A 26,111-nucleotide genomic window follows, 5' to 3' on the forward strand; every position below is an offset into this window, starting at 1 on the left:
CAGCTCACCCGAAATCGTCGTCGTCGCCGTAGCTGTCGTCCCAGTCGCCGTAGCCGTCGCCGCCGTCGTCCCCGCCGCCGGAGCTGCTGTTCGTCGCCTGGTTGCGCAGCTCCTCCTCTTCCTCCGGGCTCATGACCAGCGGCGGCACGACCAGCGCGCCGAGCAGCGCGCCGCCGGCGACGGTGGCGAGCACCGCGCCGATCCGGCCGCCGAAGGAGCTGCGGTTCACGGTGAGCACGCCGTCGCCCCAGAGCGTGCGGCCGTACCCGGCCTCGCGGCCGTAGAGGACGCCGCCGGGGTGGTCGCGCCGGATGATCTTCGGGCCGAGCGGCTCGTCCCGGCCGGAGCGGCCCTGGTTGTCCCGCCAGAGCACGGTGCCGCCGGGGCCGCGGCTGCGCCACTCCTGGCGGCCGTCGCCGTAGCGGCGGTGCACGGTGCCGTCGGCGAGCAGTTCATCGGTGTAGTCGACCTGCCGGTACGGGGGCACGGCTGGCTCCTTTCGGGTACCGGTCATGCGGCGGGCCAGGTCAGGAACCCGGTGTCCCTGGTGCGGCGGAGTTCGAGCAGCGGGGTGCGCGGGGTGCGCACCTCGCGGACCAGGCGGTGCACGGTGCGCAGCAGGGCCGCGGGGCGCACCGCCTCGAGTTCGACGGTGCGGCCGCGGGCCAGCCAGCGGCGCTCGCGGTCGTCCGGGCCCGGTGGCGGCTCGGCCGCTGTTCCCGGCAGGTGGAACAGGTGCAGGGCCTTGGCCTGGCGCGGGCGGAGGCCGAGCGGGACCACCGCGACCTCGTCCGGGAGCGCGGCGAGTTCGCGGACCCGCGTGGCGAACTCGAAGCCCGCGGTGCTCGCCCCGTGCAGCACGTAGGCGGTGCCTGCGACGCTCGCGAGCATGCGCGCGACCCCGGGGTGCACCGGGAGCTCGGCGGCGCTCAGCACCGGGCAGGCCGACTCCATCGGCAGCCCGTTGGCGCGCAGCATGTGCGCGATCTCGTGCGAGTGGCAGATCAGCAGCCGGGGCAGGCCGTAGTCGAACAGGTCCGGCTCGGGGGTGTGGCGTCCCGGCTCGGCCCGCTCCGGCGGGGGGATCGTGAGCAGGCCGGGCAGGTCGCCGAGCGCTTCCCGGAACGTGCGATAGCGCAGCGGAACCCGGACGGTGAAGCCGGGGCCGCCGCGCAGCCGATGCGCGGGGGCGAGCAGGCGGCACAGCTCGTAGTACAGCTGGCGCTCGGTGACCAGCAGCCCGCTCGGCGCGCTCGCGCGGGCGCGGGCGAGCGGCAGCAGCCGCTCGATCACGCGGGAGCCGGCCACGTCAGGAAACCCACCTGCCCCGCCCGGCGGCGATCGGGGTCGGCGGCCTCTTCCGCCCGGTCCACCCCGCGCTGCACCAGCCGCAGCAGCCGGGCGGGCGGCAGCGCGGCCACCGGCGACCACCAGCCGTCCAGCAGCCACTGCCGATCCTCCGCGCCGATGGCGGGCGGCAGCTCCGCGGACTCCATGGGGTGCTCCTTCACCCGCACCGCCCAGGGCGCTGTGCGCACCGACGCGGGGGAGAGGCCGAGGAGTGCGGCGCGCGGGCCGAGCGCCTCGCGCACCTGACGCGCCCAGCCGATCCCGGCGACGCTCGCGTCGTGCAGGACCAGCACCGGCCCGTTCGGCGGCACCTGTTCGAGACGCGCGCACAGCGCCATCCCCCAGGTGGTGGCGGCGCCGTTGGCGGCGAGGCAGGCCAGGGTGGAGCGGTCCGGGCAGAGCAGCGCGATCCGGGGCTGCGGCACGGCGGGCAGCGGCAGGTTGTCGGGGACCAGCCGGGGCGGCGGGGCGCCGTAGATCCGCCGCCAGGGGCGCAGCACCTGCGTGCCGAAGTCGGGGTAGGGGCGGTCCATCCGGATGGTGCTGCGGCGCAGCAGCTGCGGCCGGATCAGCAGCAGGAGCAGGTTCACCGCGACGATCACCGCGGCGACCCCGGCCAGCCCCGGCCCGACCGGCAGCACCCCGGAGGCCAGCAGCACCGTCCCGATGATCGCCAGCAGCACCGTGTAGCCGATCGCGGCCAGGGTGTAGGTGCGCCCGGTGCTCGGCAGCGTCTTACGGCCCGCCGCGAAGTACAGCTGCGGGCCGGTGTAGAGCAGGCCGCGACCGTCGGAGAGTTTGTCCGCCAGGCGCTGCACGCGCAGGTCGTGCAGCCGGAACGGGCTCTCCTTCGGCTCCAGCGCGAAGGGGCGCCCGCACGACGAGCAGATGCGCTTCGGGCGCTGCCGATAGAGCAGGCTTGTCTGACAGTGCGGGCAGATCACGCCCTATATTCACCCATCCGCGCCGGATCCGCGAGCGCTGCCGGAGAGAATCGATGTTGACTCTCCACCTACTGGAAACCCGAGGCTGATTCCCGTGAGTGACCGCGACGAACTGTTCACCATCGGCGAGCTGGCCCGCCGCACCGGACTCGCGGTGCGGACCATCCGCTTCTGGTCCGACGCCGGGGTCGTGCCGCCGACCGACAGGACGCCGACCGGCTACCGGCTCTACGACACCGAGGCGGTGGCCCGGCTCGACCTGGTGCGCACCCTGCGCGAACTGGGGCTCGACCTGCCCACCGTGCACAAGGTGCTGTTACGTCAGACGACGGTGGCCGACGTGGCCGCCGCGCACGTGCGGGCACTGGACGCCGAGATCCGCACGCTGCGGGTCCGGCGGGCGGTGCTGCGTTCGGTCGCTCACCGCGGAAGTTCGACCGAGGAGATGAGAATTATGCACAAGATGGCCAGACTGTCCGCCGCCGAGCGGCAGCGGGTGATCGACGACTTCGTGGACGCGACCTTCGCCGGCATCCCGGACGACGCGCCCGGGGCGCACATCGCCAAGGGGATGCGGTCGATGCCCGCCGAGCTGCCCGACGATCCCAGCCCGGAGCAGGTGGACGCCTGGGTCGAGCTCGCGGAGTTGGTCGGGGATCCCGCTTTCCGGGAGCGGGTGCGCGCGATGGCGGTCACCGGGGCGGCCGGGGCCGAGCCCGGGGCCGCCCCCGACCCGGCCCGGGTTTCCGCGGTCGCCGCCCAGGCGCTGAGCGAGGGGGTCGCGCCCGATTCGGCGCGCGGCCGGGAACTGCTCGACCAGATCGTCGATCCGGCGCTGTCCGCTGACGAGCGGGTCCGGCTGGCGGATTCGATGGCGACCTTCACCGATCGTCGGGTCGAGCGGTACTGGCAGCTGCTCGGCGTGCTGAACGGATGGCCCGCCCGGGAGCCGCAGGTCCCCGCCTGGGAGTGGTTCATCGAGGCGCTGCGCGCGGGCGCGTAGCGGAGTCCGGGCCGGGGTGGTGGCCCCGGCCCGGCCCGTTGTGGTGCTACTTCCTGAAGGTGAAGGTGAGACCGCCCTTGCCGGACAGCTCACCACCGGTCCCGAGAAGCGAGAGCTGACCCTTGGCGCTGACTTCGATATTCACCTGCACTTCCTGCAAGCTGTATTCCCCGGCGGTACCCGGGATTCCGGCGACGACATCGCGAATGGTCTCCATGAAGTCCAGCACACGTTCCCGGAAGAGCTCCACCGGGATCTCGCTCCGGCCGTATCGGAAGTCGTCGCCCCTCTTGAACAGCGACCGGTCCGCCCGCCCGTCCGTGTCTTCTCGTCCGAAGATGCTGATCACGCCCGGAGCGTCGCCGGAGGCCGGCCTGTCGTCGGCAGCGGTCATTCGTGTGTACCCCTTCATTCCGTGATGGCCAAATCGGTATCGCCGTACACGGTGTAGGCGAGGCCGATCGGATTGGTGAAATCGTGCAGGAGGTGATTGCGGGAGCGATGCGCCGCGACGCCTACGCTGCCGCCCTCGAGCAATTCGCGATAGAAGACCCGGGAGAATTCGGCTGCCTCCTCGTCCGGGATCGCGATCTCTGTGCCGATACAGCCGCGATTTCCGTTCTGCAGGAATACCTGCGGGAAGGAGATCGAGCTGGACGGGTCGACCCGGGACGAGCCGCAGGCATTGAGAACGACCAGTGGCATGTCCCGGATGCCCCGATCGACGGTGGCGCCGAACCGAACCAGATGCTCGCCGAGCTCGCCGAGGGTGAGGTCGAGGTCGCGGCCCGCGCCGCGCAGTTCGAGCCGATAGTCGAGGGGATCCGGCGCCGTGGTGTCGCAGTGGCACGAGAAGTGCTGTATCTGATCGGATTCGGGATCATAGATGCGCTCGGCGATGTCGAGGCCGCGCTGCTCGGAGTTCGGGTACGGGCCGCGCAGCGACAATTTGGCGCTTCCGTCGGTCGTGAACCACTTGTACTCGCGCGCGGCCCCGATCAACGTGTCGTGATGCAGGTAGCGCAGTACCACCTTGCCGTCGGTGTCCACCGCGAGGCCGTGCCCCGGCGCGGGGACCGGTATCGGGAGAACACGCCGCCGCACGATGCAGCTGAAGCCGACGAACGAACGGCAGCTCGCGACGAAATCGGCACGTCCGCCGATCTCGTCGGTGCAGCACCCCATATCGAAGAACGGGAGGTATTCGAGCGGCAGGAGCCGGTCGGTATCCCCGAGACACTCCACGACTGCGACGTGGCCCGGGTTGCGCCACGTGGGAACGGCTGATCTCCAGAACAGTTGGAGTTCTCGAATCAGATCGGATTGGTTGCCGATCAGCGTGAAGATCATGCGCCGCCCCATGCTTCCGAGGGCCTGGGCCAATATCGGGATATCGGAATCGGGCACGGTCAGCGCGGAGATCGATCGCTTCACCTCCAGCAGGCCGTTGTGGAGCTGACGGCGCACGGCGGCGATCCGGCCCGGGTCGGGGAGCGTGAATCGCACCGGTCTGACGTGCGAGGCCGCGGCCTCGAACTCCACCCGGAGTCCGCTGTCGGCGGGTACCAGCCGGACCCGGACCGCAGGACCCTGCGCTACGGTCACCGCCCTGCTCGCGTCGAACGATCGGACAACCGGGTATCGACGACGACCGTGACCGCCTGGATGAGCCTGCCCGCCTGATACAACTGCAGCCACGCCTCGTGCACACCCTCCGAAGCCGGGAGTTCGAGCTCGATCTCACCGCGTCGTTCGCCGTCCCGGCGGGGCAGCCGGAGGACACGGCGCCGCGGAACCGGTGTCATCGTCGCGCTGTCCAGCAGGACCTCGAATTCGACCTCGGATTCCGCCGTGGTCCCCGCTATCGTCACGATTTCGAGGGCGACGAAATCATGGGCCGTCGCCGCACCGCGATCGGGGGCGACGTCGGCAGCGGCCTCGTCGGCGACAACCGACGCCGACAAGCGAATCGACACCCCGGGCGACGCGGTGATCACCCGGTCGCCGGCGCGTTCCGCGCCGGCCCCCGCCTCGGCGAGTTCGATCGCGAAGTACCCGCTGAACTCGATCAGGGGTGGCCCCGCCAGGACCGCCCGCACTACCCGGGTGACCGATTCGTCGGCCTGCACGCGCAGCGCGGTGACCGCATCTTGCAGGCGTTCGTGCACCCGGGCGGCGGTGGCCTCCGCCAGCTGGGCGGCGATTCTGCCGAGATCGGGCGGCGGCGCCGTTGCGGTCACGAGTTCGGCGATCTGGGTTCGCTGCCGCTCGCTCAGTACCCGCATCTCGGTCCTGAGTTCGTCGATCAGCGCGGAGAACTGGGCGGTGTTTCCCGCGGCAGGCTCGGCTCCGGTCTTCCCGTTGGGGGTGGCCAGCCGATCGAACGGCATGTCGCCATCGAGCACACCGCCGAGCACGAGCAGTTCGGCGCGGGTGGTTGGCTCCGGTAGCCGGAGTGCGTGGATCAGATCGGTCCGGAAGAGCGCGATGGCCGCCGCGCGTCGCCGGTACTCCTCTTCCAGGCCGGCGCGCCCGGCGAAGAGCGCCAGGGACCCGAGAAGCAGCGGGGGGATCGCGTAGGCGAACAACGAGGCGGCGGCGAAGGTGATCGCCGCGGCGATTCCGGTTGCCGTGACAACCCGGGACAGCGCGACCGCTCGGTCGGACCAGGCGTGCCTGCTCCGCACCGCAGCGGGAAGAACCAGCTCGAGTCTCGGCCATATCCGGTCGATGACGACGCCCTCGTCGCGCGCGGTGGCCACGTTGATCGTCATCGTCTCGGAGCTGACGAGCGGCCGCGGCCGGCGAGGAGTCCGGCTCGCCCGGTATGCGCTTTGCTCGTATTCACGCACCAAAGGGTCGATGTCGATGGTGTCGTAGCTGTGTGCCCGCTCCAGCGTCCACTCGACCGCCTCCCTCTCCACCCTCGACCTGGCGTCTCGAATGCGCTTGGCGATCTCCCGGTACGCCGCGGGCGAGCGGCTGTCCCCGGGGTCTGCGAAATGCCGCCGTCCGACGATCTCGGCGGCGATGGTCCGCGCGGCGAACGCCGACCGTTCGATCGCGGGTGCCGGCCCGACGGTGGGCCACAGCATCCGCACGACGGCGGACATCACGGTCCACTGGGCGGCCGCGACGATCGAACCGATCGTCACGAGCACCGCCGCGGACCCGGAGCCGTGCCCACCGAACTGGTCCGCCAGTGGTTTCGCCGAGATCGCCGACGTCGCGACGATGATGACCGGACCGAGCCATCCGACCTCCGGCGGCAGTGGCGTATGGCCGGTCGACGGCGACGAGAAGTAGAACGCCGCTGCGACGACGGTCGCCGCGACCGCTGCCGTTGCGGCGCCGATGGTCCCGGCGACGATGTAGGTTCCCGCGCCGATGATCGCCAACGCGGTCATCGCGCCCGCTACCGCGGCCGTGGTCCGGACGGGCCCGTACGGATCGGAGTCCAACCACACCGCGCAGAGTCCGGCGTAGACCAGGACGGCGGCCAGGATCCACGCCGGGAGGCGATCGCTTCGTGCAGTGAGGGCCGTCAGCGCGGCCGCCGCTGCGGCACCGGTGAGAATGCGCGACGTCACGTAGATATACCAGTTCGTCTCGAGCATGCCGGGGCGGTGGTATAGCCCCGTCCGGACGGCTGCGGTGCAGACGATGGCCGCGGGCCCGAGGACGACAGCGATCAGCGCGGCCAACGGAGTCCCGGTGCCGGTGAGCAGAGTCCAGCCACCCGTGATCGTCGCGGCGGTGGCGACCGTCATCGTCGCCAGGAAGGCCGCTGTGTTGCGTTCCACCCTGTCATTGGAGCATGGCCCGCAGCGGATCGGATATGTTCGGCACGAATGTCTTTCGGTGCCGGGGCGCTGCGGCGAGCGGAGCCGAGCAGCCCGATTCCGCTGCGGGGGCGGAGCGTGAAAGTGCCGCTACCGGGTACAGCGTTGTTGGTGCCCGGTTCGCTCATTCTCGCGCGTCGTGCGATTCGGGTGCCAGGCCCGCCCCGGTCGTTCCTGTCCTCGTCCGGGGCGGGTCCGCGCGCCCGATGTCGTTGCGCCGCAGATCCTCACGTTCGGCGGGCGAGGTGCGCGGTGATGTCGGCGATGATCTCCACCCGGGCGGGCAGCGCGGCGGTGATCCGGGTGAGCACCCGCTCGCGCTCGGCTTGCGCGAGCCGGAGCGTGGCGGAGAGGGTGCCGAGATAGCCGAGGTAGTCGTGCGCGCTCAGGGTGAGGCGGTGCTCGAGCACCTCCTGCCGGACGTCGGTGAAGAGCTCCGAGCGCAGCAATTCCGTTCCCGGCCAACGCATCCGCTGCTCCGGCGGGGTGCCGTCCGGCGAGGGCACCGCGTCGTCGCCGCGAAAGGCGATGCTCACGGCCGCGCGCACGGCGGGGTCGGCGGCGAGCACCGGGCCGCCGAAGGAGGCGACGATTCCACCGGGCTCGAGCAGCGCCGCCATGCGGGACCAGCGTCCCTCCGGAGCGGTCCAGTGCAGCGCGGCGGCCGCGTAGACCAGGTCGTAGCGACGCTCGAGGGCGAGCTCCTCGAAGGCGGCGCGCACCGTCGAGACGCCGGGCACCCGCAGCTCGGCGAGCATGGCCGGATCGGGGTCGGTCGCGGTGACAGCGATGCCGCGGGCGGCGAAGATCCGGGTCGCCTTTCCGGTGCCCGCGCCGATCTCCAGCGCGGTGCGCAGCGGGCGGTCCGCGTAGGTGAGTACCAGGTCGGCGAGGTCCGGCGGGTACTCCGGCCGGAAGCGTTCGTAGGCCCGCGCGACCGCGCCGAACCCGAGTGCCCGGGACATGCCGCACATCCTGCCAGCGCCGAGCGCTTGACCTTGACACAGTGACAACGTCTTCACTGGACGGGAGGAGGTGGTTCCCATGAACCCGAAACCAGAACGATCCGTCGACCCGAGGCTGCTCGCCGCGCTGAGCACGGAGAACCCCTCGACCCGGCTGCAGGCCGCGCTCACCGCGGGCACCCACCCGGCCCCCGCGCTGCTCGGCCCGCTGCTCGCGCGCTGCGCGGTCGAGCCGGACTTCTACGTCCGCGACATGCTCACCTGGGCGCTCACCCGGCTCCCGGCGGCGAGAACGGTGCCCGCGCTGCTCGCCGAACTCGAGTCCGGCCCCGCGCAGGCCCGCAGCCAGGCGCTGCACACGCTCTCCAAGATCGGTGACCCGGCCACCTGGTCCGCGATCACCCCTGAGCTGCTGCGCGATCCCGACGACGAGGTCGCCCGCAGCGCGTGGCGGGCCGCGGTGGCCCTGGTGCCGGACGCCGAGCGGAAAGCCCTCGCCGCCGAGCTGGCCGGGCAGTTCGCCCGCGGCGGCCGCGACGTGCAACGCAGCCTGAGCCGGGCACTGGCCGCGCTCGGCGACCTGATCGAGCCGCTCCTGGACACCGCGAAAACCAGCCCCGACCCGGCCGTGCGCGCGCACGCCCTGGTCACCGAGCAGCTGCTGCGCGACCCGGACGCCGCCTTCGACATCGAGGCGGCCAAGCGGATCGCCGCGCTGGACGGCGCCCCGTGCTGATCGGTGAGGTGGCGCGGCGTTCGGGGGTCAGCACCCGGATGCTGCGCCACTACGACGCGCTCGGGCTGGTCCGCCCCACCGGGCGCACCGTCGGCGGCTACCGCGAGTACGCCGAGGCCGACATCCGGCGCATCTTCCACGTGGAGAGCCTGCGCACGCTCGGCCTCTCGCTGCGCGAGGTCGCCCGCGCGCTGGAGGATCCGGCGTTCGCGCCGCGGACCCTGGTCGCGGAGCTCATCCGGCGGACCGAGGAGCGGCTGGAGCGGGAGCGGGAACTGCTGGAGCGGTTGCGCGCGGTCGAGGGCGCGGAGCCGGCGGGCTGGCGTGACGTGCTGCGCATCGTCGAGCTGGTCCGCGACCTCGGCTCCGCCGACCCGCCGCGCCGCCTGCGGACCGTGCTCAATCCCGCCGCGAACGAGCCGGTCCCCACCGACCTGCTCACCGCGGCGGTGCTCGCCGAGTCGGAGCCGAACATGGCGGGGGCGCTGCGCTGGGCGCTGGCCAGGGCCGGGACCGACGGGCTGGCCGGGCTCGCACCGGGATTGCGGTCGTCCGATCCCGAGGTCCGTCGCCGGGCCGTGCTTGCGGTCGCCGAAATCCCCGGCGATGCCGCCACCGAGCTGCTCACCGCCGCGCTCGCCGACCCGGACCCGGCGGTTCGCGGCCCGGCCGCGCTGGCCGCGGGCGCTCGCGGGGTGACCGGCGCCGAACCCGCCCTCATCGACATGGTCGTCACCGGCACCAACGACGTGGACGCGGGCGAGGTGCTCGGCGCCCTCTCCCGAGACCCGGCCGCCGCGGAGCGCATCCTGAACGCGCTGACCGCCGCACTGACCGCCACGCCCGAAGCCGACGCGAGCGTCCGCCTCCGGCTGATCCAGGCGCTGGTCGAGCTGCCCGGCACCGGCGCCCTGGCGATCCTGCGACCGCTCCGCGCGGATGCCGACCCCGCGATCGCCCTGGTCGCCACCGCCCTCGCCGACCTGGTGGCGGCGAGGTCATCCGGCTAGCGTCCGGCCGGGCCGAGGTGGTGCGGCGACCGGTGTACTGCTGAATCCACCAGCACTTTCTCGAATGTCAGGTACGGCAGCGTCGCCGGATCGGCGGTGATGTCGTACTTCGGCTCGTACCCCGTGGTCAGATACAGCCCCGCCGCTTCGGGCTGCCGCGGCCCGGTGCTGAGCCGGATCAACCGATACCCCGCCGCCACCACCGCCCGCTCCAACTCGACCAGCACCGTCCTGGCATGCCCGCGCCGCCGGTGCGCCGAGTGCGTCCACACCCGCTTGATCTCCGCGGTCGTCCCATCGATCCGCCGGAACCCGCCGCCCGCGACCGCTCCGGAACCCTCGAGCAGCAGCACGAGCCCGCCGTCCGGCGGCTCGAAGTCGTCCGACGCGGTATTGCTCATCTCGTCGTTCGCGGCCCGTACCGGGTCTCGTACTCATGGGCCAGCTCGTCGAGCAGCGGCCGCACCAGGGGGTCGGCGGCGCCGACCCAGCGCAGCTCGCGGGCTTTGTCGCAGCGTGTCACGATCCGGCTCAACAGCGCCGTCGGGGCCGGGCATTCCCCGCGCGAAGAGCGAGCGGTCCGGCGGCGGTGTAATACCGGCTCGTACCCCTGCGATCGACCTGGTAGCAGGGAGGGAGCACGGGGATGAGCAAAGGGTCGACCTGGCTGGAGTGGCTCAGATTCCTGCTCGGCGTACTGACCGTCGCGGTGCTGCTGATCACCGGCAGCTCCCTGCTGTTCCCTTCGGAACCGGCGGGCCCGGCCGAACCCGGTTGGAGCGTCGAGATGCCGGTCGTCATCCGACCCTGGACTCCACCCGAAACCCCGCGCTGAGACGCCGAACGGCCCGCCCCCGGAGCCGGGAGCGGGCCGTTGGCACAACAACCTCAGCGCAGTGCGGGAACCGGCTCGTCCGCCTCCGCGGGCACGTCGAGCCGCTTGGTCAGCCCCTCACCCTCGATGTCGAACGTCGGCACCAGCGGCGCGAGCCACTTCGGCATCCACCAGATCCGCTCGCCGACGATCAGCATGAACGCCGGGACGATCAGCATCCGCACCAGGAAGGCATCGGCCAGCACACCGACGGCGAGCGCGAAGCCGATGGTCTTCAGGATCACGTCGTCGGTGAGCGCGAACCCGGCGAAGACGCCGATCATGATGATCGCGGCGGCGACCACGACCCTGGCGCTGTGCGCGAACCCGTCGATCACGGCCTGGCGGGCCGGGGTGCCGTGCGCGTACGCCTCGCGCATCCGGCTGACCAGGAACACCTCGTAGTCCATGGCGAGCCCGAACAGGATGCCGGTCAGCAGGATCGGCAGGATGAACAGCACCGGCGAGGTGGTGTCCAGGCCGATGAGCTGGTTGAGCCAGCCCCACTGGAACACCGCGACGGTGGCGCCGAGCGAGACGCCGACCGAGAGCAGGAACCCGAGCGCGGCCTTGAGCGGCACCCACAGCGAGCGGAACACCGCGATCAGCAGGAAGACCGCGAGCCCGACCACGACCGCGAGGTAGATCGGGAACACCGAGGTGAGCTCGTTGGCGATATCGACCCCGACCGCGGTCTGGCCGGTGACGAGGGCGCGCGCGCCGGTCTCGGCGGGCAGGTCGGCGACGGTGCCGCGGATCTCCGCGACCAGGTCCTTGGTGGCCTGGTCGGACGGCCCGGAGCCCGGGATCACCGTGACGGTCGCGAACTTCACGACGGCGAGCTGCTGGGCGAATGCCTGCTGCGCCTGCGGGGTGTCGCTGGTGAGCGCGGGGATCACGGTGGCGACGTCGGTGCCCGCGCGGCCTGCCATGGTCTGCAGGTCGTTGGTCACCCTGGCGACCGCGCCCGCCGGGTCGGCCGCGTTCGCGGTGTCGACCACCACGACCAGCGGGCCGTTGGCGCCGGGGCCGAAGTTCTCGGCGATCAGGTCGTAGGCGGTGCGGGCATTGCTGCCCGCGGGCTTGCCGGCGTCGTCGGGCAGCGCGAGCTGCATGGAGGCGACCGGGAGCGAGGCGAGCAGCGCGATGGCGATGCCGCCCGCCAGTGCGCCCCACTTGTTCCCGGCGATGCCCTCGACCCAGCGGCGGCCGTGCGTGCGCGGCTCGACGCCGTTGGCGGCCTTGGCCAGGTAGCGCGGCTTGCCCCTCATGACCCGCTCGCCGGCGAAGCCGAGGATCGCGGGCAGCAGCGTGAGCGAGATGAGCACCGCGACGGCCACGGTGAAGGCGCCGCCCAGCCCCATCTGGGTCAGGAAGCCGATGTTGCAGACCGCGAGCCCGACCAGCGCGATGATGACGGTGAGCCCGGCGAAGACCACCGCCGAGCCCGCGGTCCCGACCGCGCGGCCCGCCGCCTCCTCGAGCGAACGCCCGGCCCGGACCTCGCTCTGGTAGCGGCTCATGATGAACAGCGCGTAGTCGATGCCGACCGCGAGCCCGAGCATGGTGCCGAGCGCCGGGGTGGTGGAGGAGAGCTCGACGAAGCCGGTGAGCGCGGTGATCGCCAGCATGCCGATGCCGACGCCGACCAGCGCGGTGAGCAGCGGCATCCCGGCCGCGACCAGTGAGCCGAAGGTCACGGCGAGGACGAGCAGCGCCACCGCGATGCCGACGACCTCGGCCAGCGGCATCTCCACCTCGTTCATGGCGTCGCCGCCGATGGCGACGTTCAGCCCGGCGGTCTCGGCGTCGTGCGCGGCGTTCTCCAGCGCCGAGCGGTCGGCGTCGGTGAGCTCGTTGGAGGTCTGCGTGTAGCCGACCGAGGCGTAGCCGACGCGGCCGTCGCCGGTGAGCGTGCCCGCGGTGAACGGGTCGGTCACCGAGGCGACGTGCTCGGTGCGCAGCGCGCCGAGCGCGGCGGTCACCGCGGCGCTGTAGCCGGGCTCGGTCAGCGAGCGGCCCTCGGGCGCCTCGAAGACCACCCGTGCGGTGGCGCCGTCGGGGGAGGACTGCGGCGCCCGCTCCTCGATGAGGTCGAAGGCCTGGGTCGACTCGATCCCGGCCAGCTCGAACTTGTCACTGGTCTTGCCGGAGAGCGTCGCCGCGCCGACGCCGAGCACGACCAGCAGCAGCACCCAGATCGCCGCCACCGCCCTGCGGTGCGCGAACGACCACCGGCCCAGCCGGAACAACTGCCACGCCATGAGCGTCCTCCAAGCACCTATATGGACCAAATGGTCCGGATAGGGTCTAGAGTAGGAGTATGCGGACTACGGGGTCCACTTCAGCGCCCCAAGTGTGCAGCAACTCACGTGAGCTGCGGAAATGAGACCCCGGACACACTCCGGCAAAGGGAGCGGATCGATGACGGCACCGAATCGGCAGCGGCGGCGCCGGGTGGACGCCCAGCACAACTCCGAGCGCGTGCTCGCCGCCGCGATCGAGGTCTTCACCGAGCACGGGCTCGAGGCCACCATCCCCGAGGTGGCCGCGCGCGCCGGCGTCGGCAAGGCGACCGTCTACCGCAGCTACCCGACCAAGGCCGACCTGGTGCGCGAGCTCGCGCTGCTGCACCTGGACTGGATCGACGAACTCGTCACCGCCGCGCTCGACACCGCCCGCACCGATGCCTACCGCGCGCTGGAGGTGCTGCTGGAGCGGATCGCGACCCGGCTCGCCGAGGACCGGCTCATGGTCGAGGTGCTCAGCGGCGTGGACGGCATCGAGGACGAGCGGCTCGACAACCAGCTCGAGCAGCTCCTCGCGCTGGCGCACGAGCAGGGCAGGCTGCGCCCCGACGCGACCGCCATGGATGTGCAGGTGCTGGTCGCCGGGGTCGCGCGGGCGCTGATCGAGCTGGAGATCGGCGACCCCGCCGTCTGGCGCCGCTACGCCCGGCTTGCGCTGTCCGCGCTGCGCCCGGAGTGAGCCACCGCGCGGTGCGCGGTGCCGATCACCAGCGGCGCGATGGTCGGCACCGCGGTCGGCATGCGGGTGTGCGTGATCTCGGTGACCGTCAGCGGCGAGGCGGCGAGCAGGGCCTCGAAGTCCCGGTTGGCGTGGCAGCCGTCGGCCAGCCTGCGCTGCACCGGGGTGAGGACGTCCTGCACGACGCCGAGCGCCCCGGTGCCGCGTACGTGCTCGTGGAACAGGAACTGTCCCCCCGGACGCAGCACCCGGTGCACCTCGGCGAGCGCGGCGGCGGGGTCGCGGATCGAGCAGAAGACCAGCGAGGCGGTGACGGTGTCGAAGCTGGCGTCCGGGAAGTCGATGGCGTGCGCGTCGCCGTCGATCACGGTGAACGGCGGCTCGGTGCGGGCCGAGAGCTGTTCGCGCAACGCGGCATTGGGCTCCAGCAGGACCAGCTCCGGCAGCCCGGCGGGGTAGTGCGGGACGGAGAGGCCGCTGCCCGCGCCGATCTCGAGGGTGCGGCCGCGGGCGGCGGCGAGCTGGGTGCGGCGCAGCCCGGACTGCCCGGCCCGGTCGACGCGGTCCATGAAGCGGGGGTACCAGGCGGCGAAGCAGCGCTGGCCGAAGGTCGGAGCGGTCATGGTTGCCAGTGTGGTCCGCGCGGGGACTGCCGCGCATGGCCGGAACCGGCCATCATCGAGGGGTGCCGCCCGCCGAGGATCAGATCGTCCGCCACCTGCCGACCGGCGGCGGCGAGCTCGCGTACGCGGTCACCGGGTCCGGCCCCGCGCTGCTGATGGGTGGCTGGTGGTGCGCGCACCTCGCGCTGAACTGGGCGGACCCGCTGTTCCGCGGCTACATCTCCCGGCTGGCCGCGCGGTTCACGGTGATTCGCTACGACCAGCCCGGCCGCGGGCTCTCCGGGGGCGCCACGGTCGGGCTGGACAGCGAGATCGCGGTGGTCACCGAGCTGCTGGACGCGCTCGAGATCGAGCAGGTCGCGCTGCTCGGCGGCTCCTCCGGCGCCGCGGTCGCCGCCGGGCTGGCCGCCCGCCTGCCCGACAGGGTGCGGCGGCTGGTGCTCTACGGCGCCTTCGCGCGCGGCGCCGATATCGCACCGGAGCCCGCCCGGCGAGCAGTGGTCGAGGCGGTCGCCGCGCACTGGGGGCTCGGATCCCGGTTGCTGGCCGACGTTTTCGTGCCGGACGCGAGCACGACCGAGCGCGAGCGCTTCGCCCGCTTCCAGCGGCTCTCGGCCACGGCCGAGCAGGCCGCGTCCGCCCTCGCCGAGAGCTACGCCCTCGACGCCACCGAGTACCTGGCCGCCGTCACCGTGCCCACCACGGTCCTGCATCGTCGCGGGGACCGCGCGGTGCCCTTCGCCCTCGGCGTCGACGTGGCCCGGCGGGTGCGCGGCTCGGCCCTGGTCGAACTCTCCGGCGACGACCACTTCCCCTGGCGCGGTAACGCTTCCGCGGTTGCCGACGCCACCCTGCGCGGACTCGGCCGCCCCGTGCGCTCCCGCCCCGAGCCGCCCGGCCCGGCCGCCGTCACCGAGCGCGAGCGCGAGATCCTGCACCTGGTCGCGGCCGGGCTCACCGACGCCCAGATCGGCGAACGGCTCACGCTCAGCCCGCACACCGTGCACCGCCACATCGCCAATGCCCGCACCAAGCTCGGGGTCCGCTCCCGCGCGGCCGCGGCGGCCGCCCTGCGCGGCTACGAACCCGGCCGCCCCGGAATCTGACTCCAGTAGCCCGCCCGCGCGCCGTACTTGCTGCGCACCCACTTCGACGGCAGGTCCCGCTGGGAGGCGGGCCCGTCCGGGGTCACCACCGCGAGCAGAATCCGGCCGAACTCGGCCCGCGCGGCCAGATCCGGCGCCGTCATGTGTGCCCGGTCCCGTCCCTGCCAGTACTGCTGCTCGACCACCAATCGGTCCAGTAACTGCTTGCGTGTCAACGTATCCAGATCACCCCAGGTGAGCCGCTCGAAAGCCATGAAGCCCTCTTCCGATCGCGTGTCCGTCCGATTCAATCAGGTGATGGAGGGGTCACGCCAGAATTCCGGCGTGCGATCGACGCCTACGACCCCGGCGCCCGGTCCGAGTCAGGCTCGTCACGGGTGGCGAGGTGCGCCTCGGCGATCACCGACCAGAACCGGCTGCGCAGGTCGCGGGCGCGCTCGACCTCGCCCGGGTCGGGCGCGGCGGCGGGGCCGAACATCCAGGAGGGGCGGGCGTCGGCGGTGGTGTCGCGGGCGCCGAGGCGGTGCACCGCGGTGATCACCTGCTCCAGGGTCTCGGCGCTCTGGACCGCGGACCAGAAGGAGGCGGGCAGGTCGGTGAGCGCGGCGAAGGAGGCGGAGCTCAGCCCCAGGTCGACGGTGGTGCCGACCTCGCCGTCGTCGTCGAAGATGGTCTCGATGAAGGTGATCTCCCAGGACGGCGCGGTGCCCGCGCGGCGCAGGGTGAGCGAGGGGTGCTCGATATCGGCGGTGGTGGCCCATGGCGACGCGTGCGCGAGCCGGTACTGCAGCGGCCCCACCTCCGGATCCCAGCCACGGGTGTGCACCCGCACCTCGGCGGCGCGCCCGATGGTCCGGTGCTCCACGCCGGTGCCGGACGACCCCAGCCAGACCCGCACGACCTCGCGCTCGGCGTAGGTGCCGAGCATGGCGGCCAGGTGCGCGAGCGCCTGCTCCCTGCTGCCCGCGAAGCCGTGCACCTCCTGCTCGGTGGCGAGGCCGTAGAGCACGCCGACCGCCCCCGGCGCGAGCCCGGCCAGGTAGTCGGCGGCCAGCGCGGTGCCGCGGGCGAGCGCGCGGGGCCAGTCGTGTTCGGGTAGTGCCGGGTCGGGCTCGTCCATCGTCGTACCCCCTGTCCGTCCCCATTCTCGCGCCGATCGGCGCTCCTGTCCCGGTACCGTGGTGGCGCGGCGATTCGCGTGTAAACGAATCGGGCCGCCGGGTGGATTACCCTGTGCCGCCCGCGGTGGGCGGCCCCACCGAACGCAGGAGCGCCCCGTGCACAACCCCGTCAACCGGTTCATCCTGGCCGGCATCTTCGCCACCCTCGGCTTCGTCGCGCTGAAGCTGCTGCTCGACGGCGCGCCCGCCGAGACGGACACCTGGATCGGCACCTTCTGCACCGGCATCGTGGTCGGCGGCGCCGTCGTGCTCGGGCTGAGCTGGCAGCAGCGGCGCAAGCAGGCCAGGGAGCAGGAGGGTCAGCCCGAGAAGTAGATCCCGGCCAGCCCTGCCCACAGCAGCACCAGCCAGGCATCGGTGCCGAGCCGCAGCCAGCGCGGCGCCGCCCTGACCTCCATGAACCAGCGAAGCACCAACCGGCACTTCACGAAGGCCAGCACCACGACCACAGCGACCAGTTCGGTGGTGTGACCGGGCGCGAACCACCAGGCGGCGATGGTGCTCACCACCAGCACCAGCCAGACCAGGACGAGCGCGCGCCGGGACTCCGGCAGCGAAGGGGACTCGGTCACGGCGTCACCTCATGAGGTAGAGGATCGCGAAGATCACGATCCAGAGCAGGTCGATCATGTGCCAGTACAGCGCACCCTGCTCGACCGGGCTCACCGCCGGTCTGCGCGCGACGATGCCGAGGATCAGCAGCCCGAGCAGCAGGTGCGCGAGGTGCACCCCGGTCAGCACGTAGTAGAAGGAGAAGAACTCGTCGGCCACGGTGTGCCCGGCCGCGACGGCGTGCCGCCACTCGTAGCCCTTGAGCACCGCGAACAGCACCCCGCAGCACCCCGCCGCCAGCAGCGACCGCTGCGTCGCCCGCACCGCACCGCGCCGGATCTCCAGCACGGCGAGCGCGGCGAAGAGCGAAGCGGTCAGCAGCACAACGGTATTGACGACGCCGACGCCGAGCAGCAACTGCCGCTGCCCGGCCGCGAAGAGCTCCGGCGAGCGCGCCCGGAACACCATGTAGGTGAGGAAGTAGCAGCCGAAGAAGAACAGGTCGCCCAGGATCATCACCCACATGTGGATGTCGCCGGAGATCCGCCCGGCCGGGGCGCTCACCGCGCCGACTCCGCGCTGTACAGCGCCGGAGTCTCCGCTGTTTCGGCCCTGGCGGCGGTACGCATGAGCGGAAGCAGGCAGGCGATCCAGATCCCGAAGATCACCACCGCGATGTAGAAGGTGATCATGCCGTTCCAGGCGAAGGCGCCGGAGCGGAAGACCCACATCTGGGTGGCGACCACCTCGGTCACGATCTGCCAGATCGAGACGTAGGCGAACCACTTCGGGAAGATCCCGTTGCGGTCGTAGAAGATCGCGATGGCGAGTACCGCGTAGGCGGCGGTGAAGCAGCCGAGCGAGCCGTTGTAGGAGAGCATGCCGAGGTCGTAGAGCAGGTACCGGATACCGGGGTCGCGGTCCGGGCGGAAGGTGGCGGCGAGCCAGCAGACCAGGATCAGGTGGAACCCGGGGATCGCGCCCACCCCCATGGCGGCGATATAGGCGTAGGCCAGCAGCCGCCCCGACGACATGCGCTTCATGAAGTAGCCGATGATGCCGTTCGAGATCGCCGCGCCGCCCGCGATCACCAGCAGCACCCCGAAGCCGAGCCGGATGCCGGTCGCGTGCGCGTCGAACCACTGCGCGGCCTGCTCGGCGGTCACGTCCGGGCGCGGCGGCGGGGTCGCCCGGCCGAAGAACACCACCCCGACCGAGAGCGCGGCGTAGAACACCGCGAACCCCCAGTAGGCGATCCACACGTCGAGATCGCGCGCCCTCACGCCGCGCGCTCCTGCGCCCGCAGCGCCGCCCGCACCTGGACGAACATGACCGCGACGAACAGCGCGATCGCGCCGTTGCGCAGCCAGAACGAGACGAACCCGTCCCACGCCAGCGGCCCGCTGGAGAACACGGCCGCCCCCGCCGACGGCGCCACGAGCACCGCGGTGAGCAGCGAGTACGGCGCCACCCAGCGCGGGAACACCGCCCGGTCGTCCAGGTACACCGCCAGCGCCAGCAGCACGAACTGTGCCACCAGCATGCCGATCGGCGCGATGAACAGCAGCCAGGCGAGGTCGTTGAGCAGCTGCACCAGCGCCGGGTCGCGCTCCGGGCGGAAGGCCGCGACCGCGAAGAGGATGTTCGACAGCGCGAAGAGCGTCGCGCCCGCCACCACCGAGGTCAGGTAGGAGAAGGCGAGGATCCCGCTCTGCCCGCCCATCCGCGCCATCCGGCCCATGATCAGCACGAAGAACGGCACGATCATGATCCCGCACAGGTTGAACCCGACCATGCTGAACCGGGTGAGCGCGGTGTTGTCGAGGTAGAACCGCGCCACCTCGTCGGCCGTCATCCCCGGCGACATCGGCGGGAAGAAGCCGGGGAAGGCCACGAACAGCCCCCCGAGCACCAGCGCCACCACCGGGGTCGACCACAGGATCGCGTACTGCGCCCGCAGATCGGTGTCGTCCATACGTTGTTCCTCCCGGCTCCCGCGCCCACCGAGGATCGCAACTTTTCTGACGGTAGTCAATAATCGAGGCGGGGTAATATCGCTGTGTGGCAGCAACTCCGAAAAGTGACCAGCGTCAGAAGCGGGCGACGCCGGTGCGGGCCAGGTCGCAGGCGAGCCGGGAGGCGATCATGCGGGCCGCGATGGCGCTGTGGCGGACGAAGGGGTTCGCGGAGACCACCGTCACCGATATCTGCAAGGCGGCGGGGGTCTCGAAGGCGCTGTTCTACGTGTATTTCGCGCGCCGGGAGGAGATCCTGCTCGCGCTCGAGGTGTTCACCATGCGCGAGGCGCACGCCGCCGCCGAGGCGGTCGTCGCCCGCCCGTACGAGCTGCGCGAGGTGCTCACCGCGGTGCTCGGCACGCTGGAGCGGCGGGCGCGCCGCTTCCCGGCCGAGCTCATCTTCGAGGCGGTGCTGGAGACCTACCGGCTGGAGCGGCAGGCGCTCGGCGACGGCGCGAGCGAGGCCGATATCGCGTACCTGTTCCTCGGGCCGTTCCAGCGGGCGCAGCGCGACGGCAAGCTGGGGCCCGAGGTGGACGTCGTCCGGTTGGCCAGGCTGGCCCAGATGCTGGTCGCCGACGGCTTCCGGCTGTGGGCCGCGGCCGATTTCGGCGACGAGCCGCTCACGCCGCGGCTCGCCGCCGAGATCGACACCGTGCTCAGCGCGGGTTGGTGATGGCCCCGGTCTCGGCGCCCTGCACCAGCCGCGCGTACTTGCCGAGCACGCCGCGGGTGTAGCGCGGCTCGTTCGGCACCCAGCCCTCCCGGCGCGCGGCCAGCTCGGCCTCGTCGACCAGCAGGTCCAGTGCCTTGCCGTGCACGTCGACCCGGATCCGGTCGCCGTCGCGGACGAACGCGATCGGCCCGCCGTCGCGCGCCTCCGGCGCCACGTGGCCGATGCAGAAGCCCCAGGTGCCGCCGCTGAACCGGCCGTCGGTCACCAGCGCGCAGTCCGCGCCGCGCCCGGCGCCCTTCAGAGCGCCGGTGATGGCGAGCATCTCGCGCATGCCCGGCCCGCCCTTGGGGCCCTCGTAGCGGATCACCAGCACCGTGCCCGGCTCGATCTCGCCGGCCAGGATGGCGGCCATGGCGCCGTCCTCGCCGTCGAAGACCCGCGCCGGCCCCTCGAACTGCATCTGGTCGGCGGTGAGCCCGGCGACCTTGACGACGCTGCCCTTCGGGGCGAGCGAGCCGCTGAGCACGTTGATGCCGCCGTCGCGGTGGATCGGGCGGTCGATCGGGTAGACCACGACACCGTCCGGGGCGGGCGGGTCGATCTCGGCCAGGTTCTCCGCCATGGTCTTGCCGGTGACGGTCAGGCAGTCGCCGTGCAGCAGCCCGGCGTCGAGCAGCTGCTTGAGCACCACCGGGACGCCACCGACCCGGTCCAGCTCCAGCATGTGGAAGCGCCCGCCGGGCTTCATGTCCGCGACGTGCGGCACCCGGGCCGCGATCCGGTTGAAGTCCTCTAGATGCAGCTCGACCCCGGCCTCGTTGGCGATGGCGAGCAGGTGCAGCACCGCGTTGGTGCTGCCACCGAGCGCGGAGGTGACCGCGATGGCGTTCTCGAAAGCCTGCTTGGTCAGGATCTGGCTCGGCCGGATGCCGAGCCGCAGCATGCCGACGATGGCCTCGCCGGAGCTGCGGGCATCGTCCTCGCGGCGCCGGTCCACCGCGGGCGGGGAGGCCGAGCCGGGCAGGCTGAGCCCGAGCGCCTCGGCGATCGAGGACATGGTGTTGGCGGTGAACATGCCGCCGCAGGCGCCCTCGCCGGGGCAGGCCTTGCGCTCGATCTGGCCCAGCTCGTGCTCGTCGATCTTGCCCGCGGCGCAGGCGCCGACGGCCTCGAAGACGCTGGTGATGTCGAGCGAGACGCCGTTGTGGTTGCCGGGCAGGATCGAGCCGTTGTAGACGAAGACGCTGGGCAGGTCCAGCCGGGCCGCGGCCATGAGCATGCCCGGGATGCTCTTGTCGCAGCCGGCCAGCCCGATGAAGCCGTCCAGGCGCTCGGCGTGCACCACCGTCTCCACGCTGTCGGTGATCACCTCGCGGCTCACCAGCGAGGCGCGCATCCCCTCGTGCCCCATGGAGATTCCGTCACTGACGGTGATGGTGCCGAACTCCAGCGCGACACCGCCCGCCGCGCGCACGCCCTCCTTGGCCCGCTGCGCCAGCGTGCGCAGGGTGAGGTTGCACGGGGTCACCTCGTTCCAGGCCGAGGCGATGCCGATCTGCGGTTTGTCCCAGTCGTCGTCGGTCAGCCCGACGGCCCGCAGCATGGCCCGGGATGGGGCCCGCTGCATCCCGTCGGTGACATCGCGGCTGCGCGGCTTCATATCGACCGGATCTGTCATTTCCGGGAGGCTACCCCATCGGTTTTCGGCAGCCGTGACCAGCGTAGTTACCGCTCGCGCAACTATCAGGTGCGGTCGTTGCCGCGGAAGGCAACATTGCCCCGGCTCGGCTCAACGCAGGACGGTGCCGCCGTCGATGTTCAGCACCTGGCCGTTGATCCAGGCGCCGTCGTCGGAGAGCAGGAAGGTGACCAGCCCGGCCACGTCGGCGCTCTCGCCGACCCGGGGGCTGTGCATGCGGCGCAGCGCACCCGCCTCCAGCTCCGGCCAGCGCTCGGCCGCGCGGATCGCCTCGGTGGCGGTGAAGCCCGGCGCCACCGCATTGCAGCGGATGCCGTCACGGCCCCAGCGGGTGGCGACGTGCCTGGTGAGCGCGCCGATCCCGGCCTTGGCGGCGGCGTAGGCGGGGCGGGCCGGTTCGCCCTGGAAGGCGGCGGCCGACGAGGTGTTCACGATGGCGCCGCCGCCGCGCTCGAGCAGGTGCGGGATGGCGTGGCGCATGGTGAGCAGGTAGCCGCGCAGGTTCACGGTGAGCAGGCGGTCCCAGACGGCGAGGTCGATGTCGACCACGTCGGTGTCGCCGCGCAGCGCGCGCATGTCGGCGCCGACGTTGAAGAGCCCGTCCAGCCCGCCGAACTCGCCGACCGCGGCGGCGATCAGCTCCCGCACCGAGTCCTCCTCGGCCAGGTCGAAGGCGTGCGGTATCGCGGTCCCCCCGGCCCCGGTCACCTCCGCCGCGGTGCGCCGCGCGCCCTCGGCGTCGAAATCGCCGACCAGCACCCGGTGTCCGGCCGCGCCGAGCCGCCGCGCGGTGGCCGCGCCGATCCCGCTGGCCCCGCCCGCGACCACGACGGCCTTCACAGCGACCGCACCGGTTCGGCGCGTTCCGTGTGTCCGATCTGCCGGATCGGCCTTGGCATCGGCATGACGGCCTCCTTGTGCGCTCGTGTCGAATATGTCACTCTCGGAATCAAGAATAGCATTCTGAGAACTGAGAGCGAGAGTCTGGAGCATGGGCTACGCCGACGAATTGTTCGACCTGACCGGCCGCGTCGTGCTGGTGACCGGGGGCAGCCGCGGGCTCGGCCGGGAGATGGCGTTCGCCGCCGCGCGCTGCGGGGCGGACCTGGTGATCGCCAGCCGCGACCACGAGAGCTGCGCGGCCACCTGCGCGGAGATCGAGCGCGAGACCGGCCGCGCCGCACTGCCGCACGCCGTGCACGTGGGCCGCTGGGACCAGCTGGACGGCCTGGTCGAGGCCGCCTACGCCCGCTTCGGCCGGGTCGACGTGCTGATCAACAACGCGGGGATGCAGCCCGTCTACGACACCCTCGGCTCGGTGAGCGAGAAGCTCTTCGACGCGGTGCTGAACCTGAATCTCAAGGGCCCGTTCCGGCTCTCGGTGCTGATCGGCGAGCGCATGGTGGCGGCCGGGCGCGGCTCGATCATCAATGTCAGCTCGTCCGGCTCGATCCGGCCGCGCCCGTCGATCGTGCCCTACGCCGCCGCCAAGGCCGGGCTCAATGCCATGACCGAGGGGCTCGCGCTCGCCTTCGGCCCGGCCGTCCGGGTCAACACGCTGATGGCGGGCCCGCACCTGACCGGAGCCACCGCGGGCTGGGACATCGACGCCGTGCCCAACCCGTTCGGCGCACACGCCATGCAGCGCGCGGGCCGCCCGCCCGAGATCGTCGGTGCCGCCCTCTTCCTCGCCTCCGACGCCTCCAGCTTCACCACCGGAGCCACCCTGCGCTCCGACGGCGGCATGCCCTGACCTTCCCGACCCCGACCGACCGACCGAGGAGACAACGACATGGCGTGGGATTTCGAGACCGATCCCGACTATCAGGCCAAGCTGGACTGGGCGGACGAGTTCGTCCGCACCGAGGTGGAGCCGCTGGACCTGGTCTGGCCGCACGAGCAGTTCGTGCCGCTCACCGGCAAGCGCCGCGATGCCATCGCCCCGCTCAAGCAGCGGGTGCGCGAGCAGGGGCTGTGGGCCACCCACCTCGGCCCCGACCTGGGCGGCCAGGGCCACGGCCAGGTGAAGCTCGCGCTGCTCAACGAGATCCTGGGCCGCTGCTCGTGGGCCCCGATCGTCTTCGGCTGCCAGGCTCCCGACACCGGCAATGCCGAGATCCTCGCGCACTACGGCACGCCCGAGCAGAAGGAGCGGTACCTGCGCCCGCTGCTCGACGGCGAGCTCTTCTCCTGCTACTCCATGACCGAGCCGCAGGCCGGCGCCGACCCGCGCCAGTTCACCACCACCGCGGTCCGCGACGGCGACGACTGGGTGATCGAGGGCCGCAAGTACTTCTCCTCCAACGCCAGGACCGCCGCCTTCTATATCGTCATGGCGATCACCGACCCCGCCGCGGGCGCGTACAAGGGCATGTCGATGTTCCTGGTACCCACCGACACCCCCGGCATCGTGATCGAGCGCGACGTCCGGCTCTACGGCGAGCCGGAGGCCGCAGGGCAGCACGCGCTCGTCCACTACAACGGGGTGCGGGTCCCGAATTCCGCCCTGCTCGGCGGCGCGGGCCAGGCCTTCGTGATCGCGCAGACCCGGCTCGGCGGCGGCCGCATCCACCACGCCATGCGCACCATCGGGCTGGCGCAGAAGGCGCTCGACATGCTCTGCGAGCGGGCGCTGAGCCGGGAGACCGCGGGCAGCTCGCTCGCCGACAAGCAGTTCGTGCAGGGCTACATCGCCGACTCCTGGGCCCAGCTCGCGCAGTTCCGGCTGCTCGTACTGCACACCGCGTGGAAGATCGACAAGCACAACGACTACCGGAAGGTCCGCAAGGACATCGCCGCGGTCAAGACCGTCATGCCGACCGTGCTGCACGACATCGCCTGGCGCTCCATGCAGGTGCACGGCGCGCTCGGCGTCACCGACGAGGTCCCGCTCATGAAGATGATCACCGGCGCCGCCGTCATGGGGCTCGCCGACGGCCCCACCGAGGTGCACAAGACCACCGTCGCCCGCCAGGTGCTGCGCGACCACTCCGCCACCGAGGAGCTGTGGCCCACCGAGTGGCTGCCCCGCAAACGCGAGGCCGCGCTCGCGCAGTACGCCGACTTCCTCGGCGACGAGCGATGAGCGGCATCGACACGGCGCGGCTCGCCACCTGGCTGGACGAGGCCGGGATCGGCACCGGCGCCCCGCTCGAGGTCGCCGAGCTCTCCGGCGGCGCGCAGAACGAGATCTACGAACTCCGCCGCGGCGAGCACCACAGCGTGCTGCGCATCCCGCCCGCCACCGCCCCGCCCGAGCGGGACAAGGGCATCCTGCGCGAATGGCGGATCACCGCCGCGCTGGACGGCACCGACGTCCCGCACGCCGCCGGCGTCGCGGTCTGCGCCGACCCGGCCGTGCTCGGCCGCGCCTTCTACCTCATGGGCCACATCGACGGCTGGTCACCGATGGACCACCGCGCGGGGCTGCCCGAGCCCTTCGACCGAGACCCGGCCGACTTGGCCTACCGCCTGGTCGAAGGCGTCGCGCTGCTCTCCACCGTGGACTGGCGGGCCCGCGGCCTCGGCGACCTCGGCAGACCCGACGGCTTCCACGACCGCCAGGTGCAGCGCTGGACCGGCATGTTCGAGCGGATCAGGGGCCGCGACCTCGACGGCATGGACACCGCCACCAGCTGGCTGAACGCGCACCGCCCGCTCGACTTCGTCCCCGGACTCATGCACGGCGACTACCAGTGGGCCAATGTCATGTTCGCGCACGGCGGCCCCGCCCGGCTCGCGGCGATCGTGGACTGGGAGATGGGCACCATCGGCGACCCCAAGCTCGACCTGGCCTGGGCGCTGAAGGACTGGCCCGAGGACACCAGCGCGCCGGAGGCAGCCACCGCGGGCTACCTCGACGTGCGCGGCATGCCCTCGCGCGACCAGCTCGTCGCCCGCTTCGCCGAGGTCTCCGGGCGGCAGGTCGACGACCTGGACTACTACCTGATCCTGGCCCGCTGGAAACTCGCCATCGTGCTGGAGCAGGGCTATCAGCGCGCGGGTGACAACCCGAAGCTGCTGGCGTTCGGCGAGATCGTGCCGAAGCTCATGCGGGGCGCGGCCGAGCTGGCGGAGAGCACCGGCTACCGCTGATCGATCAGCGCGGTGAGGTGCTCGAAGCGGGCGCGGGCGGTGATCTCCGGCAGCCGCCGGATCGCGCCGTTCTGCGCCCACTGCCCCTCCGGCACCTCGTGGATCACGCACGAGGTGACCACCAGCCGCCCGTCGTCGCCGTCGCGGGCCGCCTTCGCCGCGGCCTGGAGTTCGGCGGCGAAGCGCGCCTTGCGGGCGCCGTCCAGCACCCCGGCGCTGACCTGCCAGTCGATGAAGACCCCCGCCACCGCGGCATCGGCCGGGTGCCCGGCGGAGTAGAAGGAGCCGGGGGCGAGCTCCTCGACCAGCACCAGCGAGCCCATCCGGCTGCCCGGGTCGTCGGGCAGCGACTCGGCGCGGCACGAGGCATCGGTGAGCGCGGCCGCCAGCCGCGCCTTCTGCGCGTCGTCGAAAGCGCCGGGGGTCAGCGTCACTCGCAGCAGGGGCAT

The 26,111-nt window shown here is 72.1% G+C and carries 31 protein-coding genes; 11 read left to right on the plus strand and 20 right to left on the minus strand.

What is annotated here, in order from left to right:
* Positions 1-4: 4 nt before the first annotated feature.
* Genes LTT61_RS00530 through LTT61_RS00540 form a run of 3 tightly spaced genes read right to left on the minus strand, consistent with a single transcriptional unit; the run spans position 5 to position 2,294 of the window.
* Entirely contained in the window at positions 5-487 is a 483-nt protein-coding gene (locus tag LTT61_RS00530) for a hypothetical protein (protein WP_233017930.1), read from the minus strand.
* 23 nt (positions 488-510) lie between these two features.
* Complete coding sequence (locus LTT61_RS00535) at positions 511-1,308, minus strand: hypothetical protein (protein ID WP_233017931.1); 798 nt, start codon at positions 1,306-1,308, stop codon at positions 511-513.
* Positions 1,290-2,294, minus strand: a complete 1,005-nt coding sequence (locus tag LTT61_RS00540; protein ID WP_233017932.1) for a hypothetical protein — start codon at positions 2,292-2,294, stop codon at positions 1,290-1,292. Before LTT61_RS00540 ends, LTT61_RS00535 begins: the two co-directional genes overlap by 19 nt.
* Positions 2,295-2,388: 94 nt before the next feature.
* Between LTT61_RS00540 and LTT61_RS00545 the strand changes: the two genes are divergently transcribed.
* Complete coding sequence (locus tag LTT61_RS00545; protein ID WP_233017933.1) at positions 2,389-3,297, plus strand: MerR family transcriptional regulator; 909 nt, start codon at positions 2,389-2,391, stop codon at positions 3,295-3,297.
* Between the two features lie 46 nt (positions 3,298-3,343).
* Here LTT61_RS00545 and LTT61_RS00550 read toward each other — a convergent pair whose 3' ends face one another.
* The 4 genes from LTT61_RS00550 to LTT61_RS00565 form a co-directional block, all read right to left on the minus strand.
* Entirely contained in the window at positions 3,344-3,691 is a 348-nt protein-coding gene (locus LTT61_RS00550; RefSeq protein ID WP_233017934.1) for a hypothetical protein, read from the minus strand.
* Between the two features lie 14 nt (positions 3,692-3,705).
* Positions 3,706-4,839 (minus strand): CHAT domain-containing protein, encoded by a 1,134-nt coding sequence (locus tag LTT61_RS00555; RefSeq protein ID WP_233017935.1) that lies wholly within the window; start codon positions 4,837-4,839, stop codon positions 3,706-3,708.
* Between the two features lie 59 nt (positions 4,840-4,898).
* The gene (locus LTT61_RS00560; RefSeq protein WP_233017936.1) at positions 4,899-7,100 is read right to left on the minus strand and encodes a hypothetical protein; all 2,202 of its coding nucleotides are present in this window, start codon (positions 7,098-7,100) and stop codon (positions 4,899-4,901) included.
* Positions 7,101-7,366: 266 nt separating this feature from the next.
* On the minus strand, positions 7,367-8,104 hold the full coding sequence (locus tag LTT61_RS00565; RefSeq protein WP_233017937.1) for a class I SAM-dependent methyltransferase: 738 nt from the start codon (positions 8,102-8,104) through the stop codon (positions 7,367-7,369).
* Positions 8,105-8,183: 79 nt separating this feature from the next.
* Between LTT61_RS00565 and LTT61_RS00570 the strand changes: the two genes are divergently transcribed.
* Positions 8,184-8,840, plus strand: coding sequence for a HEAT repeat domain-containing protein (locus tag LTT61_RS00570; RefSeq protein ID WP_233017938.1), 657 nt, complete (start codon positions 8,184-8,186; stop codon positions 8,838-8,840).
* The gene (locus tag LTT61_RS00575) at positions 8,834-9,850 is read left to right on the plus strand and encodes a MerR family transcriptional regulator (RefSeq protein ID WP_233017939.1); all 1,017 of its coding nucleotides are present in this window, start codon (positions 8,834-8,836) and stop codon (positions 9,848-9,850) included. Before LTT61_RS00570 ends, LTT61_RS00575 begins: the two co-directional genes overlap by 7 nt.
* Here LTT61_RS00575 and LTT61_RS00580 read toward each other — a convergent pair.
* Both LTT61_RS00580 and LTT61_RS32580 read right to left on the minus strand, forming a co-directional pair.
* The gene (locus LTT61_RS00580) at positions 9,847-10,251 is read right to left on the minus strand and encodes a GNAT family N-acetyltransferase (protein WP_233017940.1); all 405 of its coding nucleotides are present in this window, start codon (positions 10,249-10,251) and stop codon (positions 9,847-9,849) included. The two genes, LTT61_RS00575 and LTT61_RS00580, sit on opposite strands and share 4 nt — an antisense overlap.
* Positions 10,248-10,373, minus strand: coding sequence for a hypothetical protein (locus LTT61_RS32580; RefSeq protein ID WP_269821833.1), 126 nt, complete (start codon positions 10,371-10,373; stop codon positions 10,248-10,250). Before LTT61_RS32580 ends, LTT61_RS00580 begins: the two co-directional genes overlap by 4 nt.
* A 123-nt stretch (positions 10,374-10,496) precedes the next feature.
* Between LTT61_RS32580 and LTT61_RS00585 the strand changes: the two genes are divergently transcribed.
* Positions 10,497-10,685 (plus strand): hypothetical protein, encoded by a 189-nt coding sequence (locus tag LTT61_RS00585; RefSeq protein ID WP_233017941.1) that lies wholly within the window; start codon positions 10,497-10,499, stop codon positions 10,683-10,685.
* 53 nt (positions 10,686-10,738) lie between these two features.
* On the opposite strand, the gene LTT61_RS00590 is transcribed toward LTT61_RS00585, so the two are convergent.
* Positions 10,739-12,988 (minus strand): MMPL family transporter, encoded by a 2,250-nt coding sequence (locus LTT61_RS00590; protein WP_233017942.1) that lies wholly within the window; start codon positions 12,986-12,988, stop codon positions 10,739-10,741.
* 160 nt (positions 12,989-13,148) lie between these two features.
* Between LTT61_RS00590 and LTT61_RS00595 the strand changes: the two genes are divergently transcribed.
* On the plus strand, positions 13,149-13,712 hold the full coding sequence (locus tag LTT61_RS00595) for a TetR/AcrR family transcriptional regulator (protein ID WP_233017943.1): 564 nt from the start codon (positions 13,149-13,151) through the stop codon (positions 13,710-13,712).
* Here the strand turns inward: LTT61_RS00595 and LTT61_RS00600 are convergent.
* The gene (locus LTT61_RS00600) at positions 13,673-14,335 is read right to left on the minus strand and encodes a methyltransferase domain-containing protein (protein ID WP_233017944.1); all 663 of its coding nucleotides are present in this window, start codon (positions 14,333-14,335) and stop codon (positions 13,673-13,675) included. The two genes, LTT61_RS00595 and LTT61_RS00600, sit on opposite strands and share 40 nt — an antisense overlap.
* A gap of 35 nt (positions 14,336-14,370) precedes the next feature.
* Between LTT61_RS00600 and LTT61_RS00605 the strand changes: the two genes are divergently transcribed.
* Positions 14,371-15,441 carry an alpha/beta fold hydrolase gene (locus tag LTT61_RS00605; protein ID WP_233017945.1) on the plus strand — a complete coding sequence of 357 codons (1,071 nt, stop codon included), beginning with the start codon at positions 14,371-14,373 and terminating at the stop codon, positions 15,439-15,441.
* Here the strand turns inward: LTT61_RS00605 and LTT61_RS00610 are convergent.
* Together LTT61_RS00610 and LTT61_RS00615 are read right to left on the minus strand one after the other, a co-directional pair.
* Entirely contained in the window at positions 15,414-15,695 is a 282-nt protein-coding gene (locus LTT61_RS00610; protein ID WP_233017946.1) for a hypothetical protein, read from the minus strand. The genes LTT61_RS00605 and LTT61_RS00610 overlap by 28 nt on opposite strands.
* Before the next feature lie 83 nt (positions 15,696-15,778).
* The gene (locus LTT61_RS00615; protein WP_233017947.1) at positions 15,779-16,561 is read right to left on the minus strand and encodes a hypothetical protein; all 783 of its coding nucleotides are present in this window, start codon (positions 16,559-16,561) and stop codon (positions 15,779-15,781) included.
* A gap of 157 nt (positions 16,562-16,718) precedes the next feature.
* Here LTT61_RS00615 and LTT61_RS00620 point away from each other — a divergent pair, with 157 nt between their 5' ends.
* Positions 16,719-16,937: a hypothetical protein gene (locus LTT61_RS00620; RefSeq protein WP_233017948.1), complete on the plus strand. Its 219-nt coding sequence runs from the start codon at positions 16,719-16,721 to the stop codon at positions 16,935-16,937.
* Here LTT61_RS00620 and LTT61_RS00625 read toward each other — a convergent pair.
* From LTT61_RS00625 to LTT61_RS00640, 4 genes are read right to left on the minus strand one after another with little or no spacing between them, the layout of a single operon-like run.
* Positions 16,922-17,194, minus strand: a complete 273-nt coding sequence (locus tag LTT61_RS00625; RefSeq protein ID WP_233017949.1) for a cytochrome C oxidase subunit IV family protein — start codon at positions 17,192-17,194, stop codon at positions 16,922-16,924. The genes LTT61_RS00620 and LTT61_RS00625 overlap by 16 nt on opposite strands.
* 4 nt (positions 17,195-17,198) lie before the next feature.
* The gene (locus LTT61_RS00630) at positions 17,199-17,699 is read right to left on the minus strand and encodes a cytochrome c oxidase subunit 3 (RefSeq protein ID WP_233021285.1); all 501 of its coding nucleotides are present in this window, start codon (positions 17,697-17,699) and stop codon (positions 17,199-17,201) included.
* 35 nt (positions 17,700-17,734) lie between these two features.
* The gene (locus tag LTT61_RS00635; RefSeq protein WP_420094722.1) at positions 17,735-18,457 is read right to left on the minus strand and encodes a hypothetical protein; all 723 of its coding nucleotides are present in this window, start codon (positions 18,455-18,457) and stop codon (positions 17,735-17,737) included.
* Positions 18,454-19,149, minus strand: coding sequence for a hypothetical protein (locus LTT61_RS00640; RefSeq protein WP_233017950.1), 696 nt, complete (start codon positions 19,147-19,149; stop codon positions 18,454-18,456). The genes LTT61_RS00635 and LTT61_RS00640 overlap by 4 nt, the downstream gene beginning before the upstream one ends.
* 86 nt (positions 19,150-19,235) lie before the next feature.
* Between LTT61_RS00640 and LTT61_RS00645 the strand changes: the two genes are divergently transcribed.
* On the plus strand, positions 19,236-19,868 hold the full coding sequence (locus tag LTT61_RS00645; RefSeq protein WP_233017951.1) for a TetR/AcrR family transcriptional regulator: 633 nt from the start codon (positions 19,236-19,238) through the stop codon (positions 19,866-19,868).
* Here the strand turns inward: LTT61_RS00645 and ilvD are convergent.
* Positions 19,852-21,546, minus strand: a complete 1,695-nt coding sequence (gene ilvD, locus LTT61_RS00650; RefSeq protein ID WP_233017952.1) for a dihydroxy-acid dehydratase — start codon at positions 21,544-21,546, stop codon at positions 19,852-19,854. The two genes, LTT61_RS00645 and ilvD, sit on opposite strands and share 17 nt — an antisense overlap.
* 111 nt (positions 21,547-21,657) lie before the next feature.
* Positions 21,658-22,407: an SDR family NAD(P)-dependent oxidoreductase gene (locus LTT61_RS00655; protein WP_233017953.1), complete on the minus strand. Its 750-nt coding sequence runs from the start codon at positions 22,405-22,407 to the stop codon at positions 21,658-21,660.
* A gap of 151 nt (positions 22,408-22,558) precedes the next feature.
* Between LTT61_RS00655 and LTT61_RS00660 the strand changes: the two genes are divergently transcribed.
* Genes LTT61_RS00660 through LTT61_RS00670 form a run of 3 tightly spaced genes read left to right on the plus strand, consistent with a single transcriptional unit; the run spans position 22,559 to position 25,662 of the window.
* Positions 22,559-23,320 (plus strand): SDR family NAD(P)-dependent oxidoreductase, encoded by a 762-nt coding sequence (locus LTT61_RS00660; RefSeq protein WP_233017954.1) that lies wholly within the window; start codon positions 22,559-22,561, stop codon positions 23,318-23,320.
* A 39-nt stretch (positions 23,321-23,359) separates the two neighbouring features.
* A complete protein-coding gene (locus tag LTT61_RS00665; protein WP_233017955.1) occupies positions 23,360-24,652 on the plus strand; it encodes an acyl-CoA dehydrogenase family protein in 1,293 nt (430 codons plus the stop codon).
* The gene (locus LTT61_RS00670; RefSeq protein WP_233017956.1) at positions 24,649-25,662 is read left to right on the plus strand and encodes a phosphotransferase family protein; all 1,014 of its coding nucleotides are present in this window, start codon (positions 24,649-24,651) and stop codon (positions 25,660-25,662) included. Before LTT61_RS00665 ends, LTT61_RS00670 begins: the two co-directional genes overlap by 4 nt.
* Here the strand turns inward: LTT61_RS00670 and LTT61_RS00675 are convergent.
* Entirely contained in the window at positions 25,653-26,111 is a 459-nt protein-coding gene (locus tag LTT61_RS00675) for a tautomerase family protein (protein WP_233017957.1), read from the minus strand. The genes LTT61_RS00670 and LTT61_RS00675 overlap by 10 nt on opposite strands.

Origin of the sequence: Nocardia asteroides, from assembly GCF_021183625.1 — a bacterium.
Classification (GTDB): Bacteria; Actinomycetota; Actinomycetes; order Mycobacteriales; family Mycobacteriaceae; genus Nocardia; species Nocardia asteroides_A.

What these genes read in the sequence shown, in the direction of transcription:
- LTT61_RS00550 (WP_233017934.1), bottom strand. Translation starts at nt 3,691, where the DNA reads ATGACCGCTGCCGACGACAGGCCGGCCTCCGGCGACGCTCCGGGCGTG.
- LTT61_RS00565 (WP_233017937.1), bottom strand. Translation starts at nt 8,104, where the DNA reads ATGTCCCGGGCACTCGGGTTCGGCGCGGTCGCGCGGGCCTACGAACGC.
- LTT61_RS00570 (WP_233017938.1), top strand. Translation starts at nt 8,184, where the DNA reads ATGAACCCGAAACCAGAACGATCCGTCGACCCGAGGCTGCTCGCCGCG.
- LTT61_RS00580 (WP_233017940.1), bottom strand. Translation starts at nt 10,251, where the DNA reads ATGAGCAATACCGCGTCGGACGACTTCGAGCCGCCGGACGGCGGGCTC.
- LTT61_RS00585 (WP_233017941.1), top strand. Translation starts at nt 10,497, where the DNA reads ATGAGCAAAGGGTCGACCTGGCTGGAGTGGCTCAGATTCCTGCTCGGC.
- LTT61_RS00590 (WP_233017942.1), bottom strand. Translation starts at nt 12,988, where the DNA reads ATGGCGTGGCAGTTGTTCCGGCTGGGCCGGTGGTCGTTCGCGCACCGC.
- LTT61_RS00595 (WP_233017943.1), top strand. Translation starts at nt 13,149, where the DNA reads ATGACGGCACCGAATCGGCAGCGGCGGCGCCGGGTGGACGCCCAGCAC.
- LTT61_RS00600 (WP_233017944.1), bottom strand. Translation starts at nt 14,335, where the DNA reads ATGACCGCTCCGACCTTCGGCCAGCGCTGCTTCGCCGCCTGGTACCCC.
- LTT61_RS00605 (WP_233017945.1), top strand. Translation starts at nt 14,371, where the DNA reads ATGGCCGGAACCGGCCATCATCGAGGGGTGCCGCCCGCCGAGGATCAG.
- LTT61_RS00610 (WP_233017946.1), bottom strand. Translation starts at nt 15,695, where the DNA reads ATGGCTTTCGAGCGGCTCACCTGGGGTGATCTGGATACGTTGACACGC.
- LTT61_RS00615 (WP_233017947.1), bottom strand. Translation starts at nt 16,561, where the DNA reads ATGGACGAGCCCGACCCGGCACTACCCGAACACGACTGGCCCCGCGCG.
- LTT61_RS00630 (WP_233021285.1), bottom strand. Translation starts at nt 17,699, where the DNA reads ATGTGGGTGATGATCCTGGGCGACCTGTTCTTCTTCGGCTGCTACTTC.
- LTT61_RS00640 (WP_233017950.1), bottom strand. Translation starts at nt 19,149, where the DNA reads ATGGACGACACCGATCTGCGGGCGCAGTACGCGATCCTGTGGTCGACC.
- ilvD (WP_233017952.1), bottom strand. Translation starts at nt 21,546, where the DNA reads ATGACAGATCCGGTCGATATGAAGCCGCGCAGCCGCGATGTCACCGAC.
- LTT61_RS00660 (WP_233017954.1), top strand. Translation starts at nt 22,559, where the DNA reads ATGGGCTACGCCGACGAATTGTTCGACCTGACCGGCCGCGTCGTGCTG.
- LTT61_RS00665 (WP_233017955.1), top strand. Translation starts at nt 23,360, where the DNA reads ATGGCGTGGGATTTCGAGACCGATCCCGACTATCAGGCCAAGCTGGAC.
- LTT61_RS00670 (WP_233017956.1), top strand. Translation starts at nt 24,649, where the DNA reads ATGAGCGGCATCGACACGGCGCGGCTCGCCACCTGGCTGGACGAGGCC.
- LTT61_RS00675 (WP_233017957.1), bottom strand. Translation starts at nt 26,111, where the DNA reads ATGCCCCTGCTGCGAGTGACGCTGACCCCCGGCGCTTTCGACGACGCG.